A 13,646-nucleotide genomic window follows, 5' to 3' on the forward strand; every position below is an offset into this window, starting at 1 on the left:
CGAAGGAGCAGGATCATGAAGGTTGCAGTGTTGATGGGCGGCAGCTCGTTTGAACGTGAATTTTCCCTGGCCAGCGGCAAGAACGTGTGCGCCGCGCTCGAAGAGGCCGGTCATAAGGTTGTGCCCCTCGACACCACGTCCGACCTCGTTCCCACGCTGCGCAGCGAGCGTCCCGACGTGTGCTACAGCGCCCTGCACGGCAAGCACGGCGAAGACGGCACCATCCAAAGCCTGCTCGAGTTCGTGGGCATCCCCTTCGTGGGCTCGCCCTCAAGCGTGTGCCAGCGCGCGTGGAACAAAGACTCCATGCACTCCGAGATGGCCGCGTACCGCGCCATCACGGGCGACGATCCCATCGCTTCCTGGCCGCAGGGCCTCTACATCGCACGCGACGCGTTCAAGGACATGGGCGCCGCGACGGCGCTCGACCTGGTTGAAGAGCGCGTGATCGGCGGTTATCCCGTGGCGGTCAAGCCCGCGCACGGCGGTTCCGCCCTGGGCGTGCACCGCGTCGATTCCGTCGACGACCTGGGCGAGGCCATCCTCGATGCCCTGTCGTTCGACGAGGCCGTGGTCATCGAGCAGTGGGTGGAAGGCGTCGAGCTGGCCGTGTCCATCCTGGGCACTGGGTGGGACGCGTACGCGCTGCCGCCCGTCGAGATCGTGGCGAAGCAGGGCCTGTACGACACCGCCGCCCGTCTGACGCCCGGCGATGTGGAGTATTTCGCGCCCGTGCGCCCCGCATCCCTGTCGAACGACGAGGGCGACGCGCAGGCTATTCGCGCTGAAATCGAGCGTGCCGCGCTCGAAGTGTACCGCGCTTACAACGTGCAGGACCTCGCGCGCATCGACCTTATTTGGGACGGCGCTCAGGCGCGCGTCTTCGAGGTGAACGTGTCGCCCGGCATGGCCGAGTCGTCGCTGTTCCCCGCCGCCGCGAAGGCGGCCGGTCTGTCGCTGCCCTCCGTGCTCAACGAGCTGGTCAGCCAATACGCATAACGTTTGAGGGCCACCGCTTGTCCGGTGGCTGCTGAAACCACCATGCTACAATGAACCTCAGAGCGGTTTCGGGCTGAGGAGGTTTCGGAATGGGCAGGTCGGGCGGACAAGGCGGGGGCTTCTCCGGCGGCGGTCATTCGTCGGGTGGCTTCTCGGGCGGAGGACGCTCGTCGGGCGGATTCTCTGGTGGATCACGCGGCTCCGGCGGAAGGAGCGGCCGCCCCGGCGGCGGTTCCGGTTCGGGTGGCTTCAACATCGGGCCTATCATTCCCATCATCATCAACCGTTCGCGTGGGCAGCGTCGTGAGGACGACTACCCTCGTGACGAGTATCGCTACGCCCAGCCCTCCCAGCAGTATCCCTCCGAGGGTCAGCAGCCGTATCCGCAGCAGCCGTACTACGGCCAGCCCTCTCAATCCGGCCAGCCCATGACGCCGCCGCCCTCCGCGGGGCAGCCCGCGAGCGGTGCGGGCAAGAAGGGCTGCGGCTGCATGACCGTCGCCATCTGCCTCGCCGTGCTGCTCATCATCTCGGGTTTGGTGGTGTTCGCCACGTCGCTGTTCAGCAGCCCGTCGTCGGACGATCGCGAGGCGCTGCCCGCGTCGGCCACGGTGGAAACCACGTACTACACCGACGAGGACGGCGACTGGATTCACACGGCCTCGCAGCTTGAAGACGGCCTACGGTCGTTCTACCAGAAAACCGGCGTGCAACCCTACGTCTACATCCTGCCGAACGGCACCACCACCTCGACGCAGGAGCTGCAGCAGCGCGCCGAAACGCTGTACAGCGAGCTGTTCCAGGATGAGGGCCACTTCCTGCTGGTGTTCTGCGACGATGGCGACGGCGGGTTCAACTGCGGTTACGCCACGGGCACCAATGCCGCGTCGGTCATGGATGCGCAGGCCGTCAACGTGCTGGCCGAGAACCTCGACAAGCGTTACAGCACCTATTCCATCACCGAGGAGCAAATCTTCTCCAAGGCGTTCGCCGATACGGCGGACACCATCATGAAGAAGACGAGCGGCCCGACCTCCGGGGACGCGCTGCTCACCTTGGGCGTGGGCATGGTCATCCTGGCCGTGTGCGTGGGCATCAACCTGTCGCGTAAGAAGCGGGAAGACGAGGAACGCAAGCAGCGCGAGCAGGAGGAGCTTCTCTCGCGACCCCTCGAGAAATTCGGCGATCAGGACGTGGAAGAGATCGCCCGCAAGTACGAGCAGCCCGCGGCGAATACGGGCGAACCGAGGCAATGACCTCGCGAAACCGAGGAGCATATACACAAGAGCACGAAGACAGGAGCGCACCATGGGCATGCTGGACCGTTTTACCGACATCGTGAAAGCGAACATCAACGACCTGCTCGACCGGGCGGAAGATCCGTCCAAGATGATCGACCAGTACCTGCGCGACATGACCGAGAGTCTGGCCGAGGTGAAGAAGGAAACCGCCGGCGTCATGGCTGAGGAAACCCGCACGAAGCGCCTCGTTGACGACAACGCCGCCGACATCGCGAAGTACGATGCTCTGGCCCGCAAGGCCCTCGAGGCGGGCAACGAGGACGACGCCCGCACGCTGCTCGCCAAGAAGCAGGAGCTCGACAAGCACGGTGCGAACCTGCAGGTTGCCTACGAGGCCGCCCAGGTGAACGCGAACAAGATGCGTCAGATGCACGACAAGCTGGTGGACGACATCGAACAGCTCAACGGCCGACGCGAGGCCATCAAGGCGAAGGTGGCCGTGGCGAAGACGCAGGACAAGGTCAACGGCTTCGCGTCGAGCGCCGACAAGGCCGCCGGCACCATGAGCGCGTTCGACCGCATGGAAGCGAAGGCCGACGCCATGCTCGACCGCGCGAACGCCATGGACGAGCTCAACCGTCAGCCCGTCGACGAGGCCGCCGCGCTCGAGGCCAAGTACGCCAACGCCGGCACCGACGCGGCCGTCGAAGACGAGCTCACCCGCCTCAAGCAGGAAATGGGCCTGTAAGCACATGCGTTCTGGGCAACGAAACAGCAACTGAATCATAGAGCGCTCATGTTTTCAAGCATGGGCCTGGGCAGATGCCCCTATAATGATCGGACAGGCAAACATCCCGAAGGAGGCCGTCATGGGCAACAAATTTGGAGCTTTTTTGGCTGGTGGGTTGGCCGGCGCGGTTGTCGCGCTGCTGTACGCCCCCCGGTCTGGTCAGGAAACGCGCGCTATGGTCACCGACAAAGTGAACACGGCGTGGGGCGAAGCGCAGGAGCTGGGTGCGCAGGCTGGCGCAAACGTGCAGCATGCGTATCATGATGCCACGAACAAGGGCCAGGAAGTCGTGCAGGACGTGGCCGCGAAGGGCCAGGAGCTGTACGGTCAGGCCTCGCAGCGCGTGCAGGAAGCAGCAGACAACATCAAGCCGGCGTTCTCTCAGAAGAACGACGAGCTGCGCGACAAGATCGAAGCGGCGCGTCAGCGCATTGCCTCGCAGGTTGCCAAGAACGCCGAGCAGGCGCACGACGCCGTCAGCGACACCATTCCCGTTGCCGCCGACACGGCGCACGACGCGGTTGACAAGGCCGAAGACAAGGCGCAGGATGTTGCCGACACCGTGAAGGACAAGGCGGAAGACGCCGCCGAGAAGATTTCCGGCGACGACAAGTAACCACAAGCATGAACCACGAAGCGGCGAGGTGGAACGCGGGCACGTGCCCCGTTTCGCTCGCCGCTTCCTGAATATATGACGTGACGACAGCGCTGGGGGGCTGCGGTACAATCCGCGGCAAATGCGCAGGTAGTCAGGTGGAGAAGAAGGTCATGGCAAGCAAACTCATCACCACGCAAGAGCTCACGGGCGTGCGCGTCCTGGGCGGCAAGAACGGCACGAAGCGCATCGGCAAGGTGCGCCGTTTCGTATTCCATCCCAAAGAAAAGCGCTGCGTCGGCTTCATCGTGAAGCGCCCCGACCTGCTGTGGATGTTCCGCCGCAAGGACAAATTCGTGTCCATCGAGGGCTACGACATCGTGGACGGCCGCATCGTCATCCGCAACGTGCCCGAAGCCACCGACAAAGCCGCATGCAAAGCGCTCGGCGTCAACTGGGACGACTGCGTGCTGTGGGTGGGGCTGCCCGTCATGTGCGAGGACGGCACGTCGTTCGGCACGGTGGGCAACGTCACGTTCAACCGCATCACGGGTACGATCGACTCGTTCGACACCGATTCCGGTGCGACGGCGAATGCCCTGTTGGGCAAGCGAACCGTCCCCGCCGACCTCATCAAGGGCTTCCGTCGCGGCATGGGCGTTGCGCTCGCCCAGGTGGGCGACGAGGGTCGCGCCACCGACGATGTGGTGCTGGGGGCCATGCTGGTGGACGACGCCGCGAAAGACCTCGTTTCCGAAGGCGGCGTTGCCGAGAAGGCGGGCGCGGCTACCGCCGTGGCCGTGGACAAGGTACAGACCACGGTTGACAAGGCAAAACCAGTGGTGAGCGAAGCTGCCCGCAAAACCGGCGAAGTGGTGAACAAGGGCGCGTACGCTACGGGCAAGCAGATTGCCGCCACGAAGGGCATGTTCTCCGGGTTCAAGGAAGAGTACGACAAGGCGCGCGGCACGAACGAGGAGCCGGACGATAGGGCGCTGGTTGCTTCCGAAGAGTCCGGATCGGCGGCTCCCGCGAAGCCCGCGCCGAAGAAGGCGGCCGCCAAGAAGCCTGCTCCCAAGAAGAACATGTTCTCGGCCTTCAAAGAGGAATACGACAAGGCTCGCCACGATGACTAAACTCAACAAAGAACTCGATGAGCTGCACAAAAAGGCCGAGCAAGAGGTAGAAGTGCGCGGTCGCAAGATGGAGAAGGGCGACATCTTCAAATTCGTCGGCCTCATCGCCTTCTTCGCCATCATGGTGCTCATCGTGGTGCTGTTGTGGCCGTATTTCCACGACCTGTTCGAGCCGGGCGGGCTCGACCGCATCATCAGCGATGTGCGCGATGCGGGCCCCGTCGGGTTCCTCATCCTGTTGGGCTTGCAGTTTTTGCAGATCGTCGTGGCGTTCATACCCGGCGAGGTCGTGCAGATTGCGGCCGGCCTGCTGTACGGGCCGTGGCTCGGAGCGTTCGTCATCCTGCTGGGATGCATCATTTCGAGCGCGTTCATCTTCGCGCTCGTGCACAAGCTGGGCGCGCCGTTCGTGCAGAGCATGGTGCCCACGCAGTACCTTGAGAAGTTCCGCAAGTTCGAGCGCACCGGCAAGCTCAACATCATCGTGTTCATCCTGTTCCTCATCCCCGGGTTGCCGAAAGACGTGTTCACGTACCTCGTGCCCCTCACGGATATGCGCATGCGCACGTTCCTCTTGCTGTCGAACGTGGGGCGCATTCCGGGCATTATCGTGTCCACGTACGCGGCGGACGGGCTGGCCGAAGGCCGCTTCCTGGAGAGCGCCATCATCTTCGGCGTGGCCGCCGTCATCGCCGTGTTGGGCATCGTGTTCCGCGAGCGCATCATGAAGATGCTCGAGAAGCATTCGCACAAGGATCAGTAGGCCGATCAGGGATTTCGGAGCCCATCCTCATATCTTAAGATTTACTGAACCCCCGTTACGGTATTGTGACGAAACAATCCGCGGCCAGACGCTGCGCACTACTATGGCGTTAAAGGATACCGACGTATCAATGCAGGATGAGAGGTAGGTCCATCATGGCCACCAACGAACCTTTGAACAACGCAGTGGACGAAGTTGCCGCTGCTGAAGCGGAGCTCAAGGCCGCTCAAGAGAAACTGGAAGCAGCGAAGGCGAAGCTTGCCGCCGAGTCCGACGATGCGTGTCCCATCGAAGAGGTGACGGTGACCACCGTTGTCGTTGACGAGGAGACGGACGAGGTCGAGGCCGTCATCGTGGAGGAAGTGTCGGCGCCGGTGTGCGACGTTGAGCCTGCGGCGGCTCCGCAGGAGGCCGCACCCGAGGTCGAAGCTGATGCTGAAGCTGCGCCTGCTCCCAAGCCCGAGACTGAGCCTGAGCCCGAGCCCGATTGGGTGCCGTACTCCACGGCTCCGCAGGCGGCTCCGTCGTACGCAGCGGCCCCGCAGAGTCAGCCGCAACCGCAGCCGCCGACCGGTGCCCCCGCGCAGCCTGCCGGCGCGCCCGTGCCGCCCGCGGGCGTCCCCGTCGGTGGTGCCGCCGCCCCGGCTCAGCCCGCGCCCGGCTACTACGCTGCGCCCGGCTACGGCCAGCCGCAGACGCCGCCGCACGCCGGCCCCGGCGCCGTGCCGCCGCAACAGCAGCCCTACTACGGCTATCAGCAGCCGTACTACCAGCAGCCCTATGCGCAGCCGATGGTCACCACGAAAGACCACGTGGCCGCGGGTCTGCTCGCCATCTTCCTGGGCGCGTTCGGCATCCATAAGTTCTACCTGGGCTACAACACCGCCGGGTTCATCATGCTGGCCGTCACCATCATCGGCGGCGTGCTCACGTTCACGCTCGCGTCGTGGGTGATCTGGATCATCGCCATCATCGAGGGCATCCTCTACCTCACCAAGTCCCAATCAGAATTCGAGCAAATCTACGTGCTGAACAAGAGGGAATGGTTCTAGGAGGTTCCGGCGCAGCACGAGACGCGCATGGCTCTTCGAGGCGCCCCCGCTGAGGGGCGCCTCTTTTCGCGCTTCGCGCGAATCGCGGCACGTTCACGGGGTTTTTCGGTGAAACGGCGTGTCCGGTGTGCCTTTTTCGCTAGAATGACCGTATCGATAAGGCGATGAGCCTCATCCGTTGAGTTGGATCCTATAAGGAGGAAACCATGCCCAAAATCACTCGTGACCAGGTGAGGGTGCCGGCTGACGTCATGCCGGAATCCCGTGACGAGTACATTGAGAACTACATGAAGGCGACGCGCGGAACGGGCCGTCTCATGCTGTTCGCCTGTGATCAGAAGATCGAGCACCTCAATAAGGACTTCTACGGTGAGGGCATCGACATCGCCGACGCCAAGCCGGAGCACCTCTTCGAGATCGGCCGTCAGGGCGTGTGCGGCGTGTTGGCCGGCCAGCGTGGCCTCATCGCGCAGTACGCCGCCGACTACCCGGAGATCAACTACCTCGTGAAGATGAACTCCAAGACGAACCTCGTCGGCCTCAAGCAGGACGATCCCTATTCGCCGCAGCTCTACGATTTGGATGCCGTGCTGGCCATGCGCGAAGCCGGCGTGAACGTCGTGGGTATCGGCTACACCATCTACCTGGGCAGCGAGTACGAGTCCACCATGATGGCCGAAGCCGGCGAGCTCATCGCTCAGGCGCATGCCAACGGCCTGCTGGTGGTGCTGTGGATGTACCCGCGCGGCAAGGCCGTCGCCGCCGAGAAGGACCCGGACCTCATCGCCGGTGCGGCGGGCGTGGCCCTGTGCCTCGGCGCCGACTTCGTGAAGGTGAACCCGCCGAAGCCCGAGGACGGCTCCGCGCCGGCCGAGGCGCTCAAGGTGGCCGCCATGGCTTCCGGTCGCACGGGCCTCGTGTGCGCGGGCGGCTCGACGGTCGACGCCGAGACCTTCCTCACGCAGCTTTACGACCAGATCCACATCGGCGGTGCCTGCGGCAACGCCACGGGCCGCAACATCCACCAGCGCTCGCTGGCTGAGGCCGTCCGTCTGACGAAGGCCATCAGCGCCATCACGCTGGCCGACTACTCGGTTGAGGATGCCCTCGACGTGTTCAACGGCGACGAGGACTTCTCGCTGTAAGCTCCAACCATACGAGCATGGCAAGGGCCCCTTCGCACGAAGGGGCCCTTTTGCGTACGGCTCGCTGTTCCGCATGCAGCCGTGACGGAATGTTTCACGTGAAACATTTGTTCCGATTATCCTTTGACGCTTAGCAGCGCAGTTCGCTCGACATGAAAAAGCGCATCGGCCCGGTCCTGGGGGACCCGGTCGATGCGCTTGAGGGAGGGGAGGCGTTCCTTATGCGGCAGCTCCTTCGCCGAACAGCGCGTTCGCCACGGCGAAGCCTTCGCCCTGCACGCCGATGCCGCAGCTGCCGATGATGGTCTCGCCGATGGCGCGCAGGCCGGGGATGGCCGCGCCGCTCTCGTCGAGCACCTGGTAGCTATCGTAGATGTCCACGCTGAGGCCGCCCACGGTGATGTGCATGGCCCAGGTGCGCGGGCTTGCATAGAAAGGCGGGTTCTCGATGGGGCTTTCCTCGGAGAACGTCGTGCGGCCGAAGTCGGGGTCCTCGCCGGCGCGGGCGATCTCGTTGTAGCGCTCGACGGTTTCCTTGAGCGCCGCCCCGCCGCAGCCGATCTGCTCGCCCAGCTCCTCGATGGTGTCGGCGCGGTACAGCTGGCCCTGGTCGATGAGGCTTTGCAGGCTATGGCCGTAGCGGTTCACGTCGCCGTTCACGCGGCACGTGTCGGCATCGGAGATCATGAACATGGACTGGTCGGTCTGCTCCATGATGTGCTCCGTCATGGTGTAGCGGTCCAGCACTTCGTTCATGAAGCGCTTGCCTTCCTTGTTCACGATGACGCAGTCGATGTCGTCGCCCACGGTGGTCTCGTCGGTGGAGTTCTTGCAGTCAGCGTAGGGGAAGGGCATTTGCGTGTCCATGAGCGCCACGGTGCCGCCTGCGGCCAGGCCCATCGTGATGCCGTCGCCCGTGTGGCCGTACGCGTTCGTGGTGGGGATGTCGACGCCCTCCTTGAACGGCCACATGGTGTTGTATTCGCGCAGCATGTCGGGGTTGCCCGAGAAGCCGCCCGTGGCCAGGATGACGCCCTTTTCGCCGCGCACGCGATACGTTGTACCGTCGGGGCCGATGCCCACCGCGCCCACAACCTGGCCGTCCTCGATGATCAGCTCGTTGGCGGGTGTGTTCAGGTGGATTTCAACCGGGTAGTTGTTCTTTTCGATGGTGTCCTGGTAGAACATGAAGTAGCCCTGGCCGCACACGCCTTCCTTCGGCGACGTCCAACGCGGCCACGAGTAGCCCACGATGCCGCAGAGGTCCTTGAAGTTGAAGCCCTCGGACACGAGCCACTCGTCGAGGTCGGCGATGTTCTCGGCGGCGCGCAGCATTTCCTCGTACTCGCCTTCGCCTTGCAGCTTGTACTGCAGCGCGTGCAGATAGATGGAGTCGAACACCTTGTCGCTGCCCGACGCCTTCCAGGCGTCGTAGTCGGCCTGCAGCTTCTCGAGGTGCTCCGCGGGCATCACCTCGGGCGCCTTTGCCAGCTCGTCGGCCAGCTCCTTCGTGTAGCTGTCGGTCATCTTCTCGCGCAGGGCGTCGGGGGCGTTCACGTACTCCAGGTAGCCGCCGGACACGAGCGCGTTGCCGCCGATGGTGCAGCTCTTCTCCAGCACGACGACCTTCTTCGCGCCCAGGCGGGCGGCGGTCAGCGCGGCCACGGTGCCCGAAGCGCCGGAGCCCACGATAACCACGTCGGCCTCGATGTCCTCCACGGCGGTCGACGGCGAAGGCGGCACGTACGAGCCCGCCAGCGCGTTCTTCTTGCCGCCGGCCTGCTTCACGCAGTCCCCCACGGCGTTCTTGATGGCCATGCTGGTGAGCGATGCGCCCGTGATGGTGTCCACGTCGAGGGACTGATGCTCCACAATGGCGGCGGGAATGCGCTCGATGGCGGCGTCGGAGATGAACTTCGTCTCCTCGTGCTGCGTGACGGCGACGGCGGTGATGGCATCCTCGCTGAAGGTGGCCTCCACGTGCACGGGGCCGAACTTGCCCTGGCCGAAGGCCGTGTACGTGCCGGGCTTGAAGCCGCCCTTCGCGGATGCGCTCGCTTCGGGCGCGCATCCGGACAGACCGAATACGGCAACCGATACGCCTGCCACCGTCAAGGTCTTCATGAAAGTGCGGCGCGTGAGTCCCAGTTCGTTCATGGTTCTCCTCTTCCTACTCCTCATCGTGCTTTTCCGAATCGGCCGCTCAGTTGTGGTTGGCGGCCGTCGCCCTCCCTGGCGAATGAGCAGAAGGTACCTCGCTCGTCCGAACGCGACAATGGTTTTCGGGGATGAATGGGCGCATGAACTTTGTAACCCGGTTGTAAACCGCCCAGGTGAACGCACCTTTTTGCGAAATGGTACGACTGGCTGCATGGGGCATGCCGCGTTTGGTACAATGCGGGAATGGAGAATCCCGACGGCCATACAGGGGAGCAGGCCGCCCCTCCCGATTTGCTGCGCGACGCCCAACGGCGCCTTGTCGAGCTGCGCTATCTGTCGCTGTGCTTCTTCGGATTCGCGTTCGTGCGCGCGTGGGACGACGTCTCGTTCGCGCGCTTCGCCGGGTTGTTCCCGGACAGCCCCTTGTTCGGGCAGGATATCATGAACCTGGGCATGCTGCCCGTGTTCGTAGTGTGCGTGGTCGCCGCGCGGAAACTGGCGCCGCTGTACCAGCGACGGGCGCTCGTGATTGCGGCTCCCGTGTTCATGATCGTGTCGGTGCTGCTGGTCGAGGCCGCCGGCGTGCTTCCTGCGTTCGCCCTCCCGCTCATCGTGACGGCTGCCGTGACGGCCGGTTTGGGCGCGGCGCTCTCCATCCTGCAATGGGCCGAGCTGCAAAGCTGCCTCAACCCGTTCCAGATCGTGCTGTACGTGTCGGGCGCGTTCTTCTTCGGCTCGGTCATCAGTTGGATGACGCTGGGCATGGGCGAGTCGCGCCTGCTCGTGGCCATGTTGGCGTTGCCGCTGCTGTCGTACGCGTGCCTGAAGGTGGGGTTCTCGAAAATCCCCGAGGTCGATTTGCCGAAGCACACGTGGGGCAAGCTGCGCTTTCCGTGGAAGCTGGTCATCGTGCTGGGCGTGTACGAATTCGTGCTCGGCGTGAAGCAGGGCGCGGCGACGTTCCAGAACGACCTGTTCATCCTCGGCGTGATGCTGGCTTCGGCCATCCTCTTCGTGGTGGCCTACTTCTTCTCGCACAAGTTCGACTTCACGCGCGTGTACCGCACGCCGTTCGTGCTCATGGTGTGCGGGCTGCTGGCCACGCTGCTGTCGTTCTCGTCGAGCAGCGTGGTGTCCGACGTGCTCGTGTCGGCCGGCTATGCGTTCATGTTCCTCACGCTCACCGTGCTGCTGTGCGACCTGTCGCATCGCTACGGCGTGTCGGCGGAGCTGCTGTGCGGCATCGAGGAGTTGGTGATGTTCACCAGCATGGGCGGCCATCTGGTAGCGGAAAACCTGCCCGTCGACGACGTGGCCGTGTCGGTGGTGCTCGTGATCCTCGTGGTGGTGGCCAGCATGGTGCTGCTGTCCGAGCGCGAATACTCGCGGTGGGGCGCGTCGTTCTTCGGCGTAGGGAAGCTGGCGCAAGACGGCGACGAGCAGGGCCGTTTCGCCGCCCGCTGCACCGAACTGGGCGAGCAGTACCGCCTGAGCCCTCGCGAAAAGGAAGTGTTCCAACTGCTGGCCCTCGGCAAAACCGCCGCCGACATCGAACGCGAGCTGTACATCGCGAACGGCACCCTCAAGTCCCACACTCGCCGCATCTACCAGAAGCTGGACATCCACAGCAGAGTGGAGTTAGAAGAGATGCTGAAGGCGGAGTAGAGCCACCCTTTTTTCATGGCGCGCCCAAGCGCATGCCTGACCTACTGAGCCCCGCGCGCCTACCACTTAACCCGCAGGTCCCCCAAAAAGCCCGCGCGCAGGCCCATTCGCCACACACCTTCCTGCGGGCAAGGGGTGGGGGCGGAGCACCTCCACTTATGTCTTAAATGAGAATTAGTATCAATTAGTATTCCATTACATTACGGAACAAGGTATCGTGATCTCCATCAAACAACACGCCGCAGCGCGCAGGATGCGTCGGCGGCAAGAGGGAAAGGCTTACGGCATGGCCGATCACATCGATACCACCAAGCTCACCAACGAAGCAGGCAACCCCGTTGCCGACAACAACCATACCCTCACGGCGGGCGAGCGCGGCCCCATGATGCTCCAGGATAACTGGATGATCGAGAAGCTGGCGCACTTCGACCGCGAGGTCATCCCCGAGCGACGCATGCACGCGAAGGGCTCCGGCGCGTACGGCACGTTCAAAGTGACGGGCGACATCAGCACGTACACGAAGGCGAAGGTGTTCCAGCCGGGTGCCGAGTCCGAGGTGTTCGTCCGCTTCTCCACCGTGGCAGGCGAGCGCGGCGCGGCCGACGCCGAGCGCGACATCCGCGGCTTCGCCATGAAGTTCTACACGCCCGACGGCAACTGGGACCTCGTGGGCAACAACACGCCCGTGTTCTTCCTGCGCGACCCCAAGAAGTTCATCGACCTCAACCACGTGGTGAAGCGCGACCCGCATACCAACATGCACTCCGCGCAGAGCAACTGGGACTTCTGGTCGAGCTTGCCCGAGGCGCTGCATCAGGTGACCATCGTCATGTCCGACCGCGGCATCCCGGCCAGCTACCGTCACATGCACGGCTTCGGCAGCCACACGTTCAGCCTGATCAACGAGGATAACGAGCGCGTGTGGGTGAAGTTCCACCTCAAGACCCAGCAGGGCATCAAGAACCTCACCGACGAAGAGGCCGGCCAGATCATCGCGGGCGACCGCGAGAGCCATCAGCGCGACCTGTTCAACGCCATCGAGCGCGGCGAGTTCCCGAAGTGGACGTTCTCCATCCAGGTGATGGACGAGGCCACGGCGAAGAACTACAAGGAGAACCCGTTCGACATCACGAAGACGTGGAGCCACAAGGAGTTCCCGCTCATCGAGGTGGGCGAGCTCGAGCTGAACCGCAACCCGCAGAACTACTTCGCCGAGGTCGAGCAGGCCGCGTTCGCGCCGACGCACCTCGTGCCGGGCATCGGCCTGTCGCCCGACAAGCTGCTGCAGGGCCGCTTGTTCGCATACGGCGACGCGCAGCGTTATCGCCTGGGCGTGAACCACAACCACATCCCGGTCAACAAGCCGCGGTGCCCGTACGCCGAGTTCCATCGCGACGGCATGATGCGCACGGACGGCAACTTCGGCGACACCATCGGCTACGAGCCCAACAGCTACGGGCAGTGGCAGCAGCAGGCCGACGCGGCCGAGCCGCCGCTGGACCTCTTCGGTCCTATGGACGCTTGGGACCCCGCGGATGACCCCACCGACGACACGTTCTACCAGCCGGGCGACCTCTATCGCCTGATGGAAGAGCCGCAGCGCGCTGCGCTGATCGACAATACGGCCCGCAACATGGACGGCGTCACCGAGAACATCCGCCTGCGTCACGCGGCCCATTGCTACAAGGCCGATCCCGAGTACGGCACCCGTTTGGCTGAGGCGCTGGGCGTGGATCAGGCGCGCGTCGTGGAGCTTGCCGCGATGACCCACGAAGACCGCATGGCCGCCACCGGCCAGCAGGTTCCGGCCCGCAAGAAGGGCGGCGAGATTAGAGCGTAGCCTCTAGCCCCCCCCCTCGCCTTTGGCGCGGGGTGACGCGTGCGACCGGTGCATCATCCACCGTGCCCATCGCACGCCGCACCCCGCACGAATCGGCGCGGCACAACCCTGCCGGTCCGCAGGCGGTACCCGCGCCAATACGTGGCCGCAAGAGGCACCTCGCGCCAATACGCTCGCTCTTCCGCATACGGCCGCTTCTGCTCATCCCTCTTGCAGAAGCGGCCCGTTTTATTTCGCGTTGGAACCGTTGCGTGATCAGC

The 13,646-nt window shown here is 64.1% G+C and carries 11 protein-coding genes; 10 read left to right on the forward strand and 1 reads right to left on the reverse strand.

Going from position 1 to position 13,646, the window contains the following annotated elements:
- Nucleotides 1–15 precede the first annotated feature (15 nt).
- The 8 genes from C1876_RS12225 (at nt 16) to C1876_RS12260 (ending at nt 7,721) form a co-directional block, all read left to right on the forward strand.
- Nucleotides 16–999 carry a D-alanine--D-alanine ligase family protein gene (locus C1876_RS12225; protein ID WP_114547005.1) on the forward strand — a complete coding sequence of 328 codons (984 nt, stop codon included), beginning with the start codon at nt 16–18 and terminating at the stop codon, nt 997–999.
- Between the two features lie 89 nt (nt 1,000–1,088).
- Nucleotides 1,089–2,255 carry a hypothetical protein gene (locus tag C1876_RS12230; RefSeq protein ID WP_148044537.1) on the forward strand — a complete coding sequence of 389 codons (1,167 nt, stop codon included), beginning with the start codon at nt 1,089–1,091 and terminating at the stop codon, nt 2,253–2,255.
- 52 nt (nt 2,256–2,307) lie between these two features.
- Nucleotides 2,308–2,988, forward strand: coding sequence for a PspA/IM30 family protein (locus tag C1876_RS12235; RefSeq protein WP_114547007.1), 681 nt, complete (start codon nt 2,308–2,310; stop codon nt 2,986–2,988).
- Between the two features lie 121 nt (nt 2,989–3,109).
- Complete coding sequence (locus C1876_RS12240; protein WP_211309546.1) at nt 3,110–3,646, forward strand: YtxH domain-containing protein; 537 nt, start codon at nt 3,110–3,112, stop codon at nt 3,644–3,646.
- A 152-nt stretch (nt 3,647–3,798) separates the two neighbouring features.
- Nucleotides 3,799–4,761: a PRC-barrel domain-containing protein gene (locus C1876_RS12245; protein WP_114547009.1), complete on the forward strand. Its 963-nt coding sequence runs from the start codon at nt 3,799–3,801 to the stop codon at nt 4,759–4,761.
- The gene (locus C1876_RS12250) at nt 4,754–5,524 is read left to right on the forward strand and encodes a TVP38/TMEM64 family protein (protein ID WP_114547010.1); all 771 of its coding nucleotides are present in this window, start codon (nt 4,754–4,756) and stop codon (nt 5,522–5,524) included. The genes C1876_RS12245 and C1876_RS12250 overlap by 8 nt, the downstream gene beginning before the upstream one ends.
- A 155-nt stretch (nt 5,525–5,679) precedes the next feature.
- Nucleotides 5,680–6,576, forward strand: coding sequence for a TM2 domain-containing protein (locus C1876_RS12255; RefSeq protein WP_114547011.1), 897 nt, complete (start codon nt 5,680–5,682; stop codon nt 6,574–6,576).
- Nucleotides 6,577–6,782: 206 nt separating this feature from the next.
- Nucleotides 6,783–7,721: a beta/alpha barrel domain-containing protein gene (locus C1876_RS12260; protein ID WP_114547012.1), complete on the forward strand. Its 939-nt coding sequence runs from the start codon at nt 6,783–6,785 to the stop codon at nt 7,719–7,721.
- A 219-nt stretch (nt 7,722–7,940) separates the two neighbouring features.
- Here the strand turns inward: C1876_RS12260 and C1876_RS17640 are convergent, their stop codons facing one another.
- Nucleotides 7,941–9,878, reverse strand: a complete 1,938-nt coding sequence (locus tag C1876_RS17640) for an FAD-dependent oxidoreductase (RefSeq protein WP_158544685.1) — start codon at nt 9,876–9,878, stop codon at nt 7,941–7,943.
- A 246-nt stretch (nt 9,879–10,124) separates the two neighbouring features.
- Between C1876_RS17640 and C1876_RS17645 the strand changes: the two genes are divergently transcribed.
- Both C1876_RS17645 and C1876_RS12285 read left to right on the forward strand, forming a co-directional pair.
- The gene (locus C1876_RS17645; RefSeq protein WP_114547015.1) at nt 10,125–11,546 is read left to right on the forward strand and encodes a response regulator transcription factor; all 1,422 of its coding nucleotides are present in this window, start codon (nt 10,125–10,127) and stop codon (nt 11,544–11,546) included.
- A gap of 286 nt (nt 11,547–11,832) precedes the next feature.
- Nucleotides 11,833–13,386, forward strand: a complete 1,554-nt coding sequence (locus C1876_RS12285; protein WP_114547016.1) for a catalase — start codon at nt 11,833–11,835, stop codon at nt 13,384–13,386.
- The last annotated feature ends 260 nt before the right edge of the window (nt 13,387–13,646 follow it).

The sequence above is a fragment of the Eggerthella sinensis genome (genome assembly GCF_003339815.1).
Lineage (GTDB): Bacteria > Actinomycetota > Coriobacteriia > Coriobacteriales > Eggerthellaceae > Eggerthella > Eggerthella sinensis.

What these genes read in the sequence shown, in the direction of transcription:
- C1876_RS12235 (WP_114547007.1), top strand. Translation starts at nt 2,308, where the DNA reads ATGGGCATGCTGGACCGTTTTACCGACATCGTGAAAGCGAACATCAAC.
- C1876_RS12255 (WP_114547011.1), top strand. Translation starts at nt 5,680, where the DNA reads ATGGCCACCAACGAACCTTTGAACAACGCAGTGGACGAAGTTGCCGCT.
- C1876_RS17645 (WP_114547015.1), top strand. Translation starts at nt 10,125, where the DNA reads ATGGAGAATCCCGACGGCCATACAGGGGAGCAGGCCGCCCCTCCCGAT.
- C1876_RS12250 (WP_114547010.1), top strand. Translation starts at nt 4,754, where the DNA reads ATGACTAAACTCAACAAAGAACTCGATGAGCTGCACAAAAAGGCCGAG.
- C1876_RS12230 (WP_148044537.1), top strand. Translation starts at nt 1,089, where the DNA reads ATGGGCAGGTCGGGCGGACAAGGCGGGGGCTTCTCCGGCGGCGGTCAT.
- C1876_RS12260 (WP_114547012.1), top strand. Translation starts at nt 6,783, where the DNA reads ATGCCCAAAATCACTCGTGACCAGGTGAGGGTGCCGGCTGACGTCATG.
- C1876_RS12225 (WP_114547005.1), top strand. Translation starts at nt 16, where the DNA reads ATGAAGGTTGCAGTGTTGATGGGCGGCAGCTCGTTTGAACGTGAATTT.
- C1876_RS17640 (WP_158544685.1), bottom strand. Translation starts at nt 9,878, where the DNA reads ATGAACGAACTGGGACTCACGCGCCGCACTTTCATGAAGACCTTGACG.
- C1876_RS12245 (WP_114547009.1), top strand. Translation starts at nt 3,799, where the DNA reads ATGGCAAGCAAACTCATCACCACGCAAGAGCTCACGGGCGTGCGCGTC.
- C1876_RS12285 (WP_114547016.1), top strand. Translation starts at nt 11,833, where the DNA reads ATGGCCGATCACATCGATACCACCAAGCTCACCAACGAAGCAGGCAAC.
- C1876_RS12240 (WP_211309546.1), top strand. Translation starts at nt 3,110, where the DNA reads ATGGGCAACAAATTTGGAGCTTTTTTGGCTGGTGGGTTGGCCGGCGCG.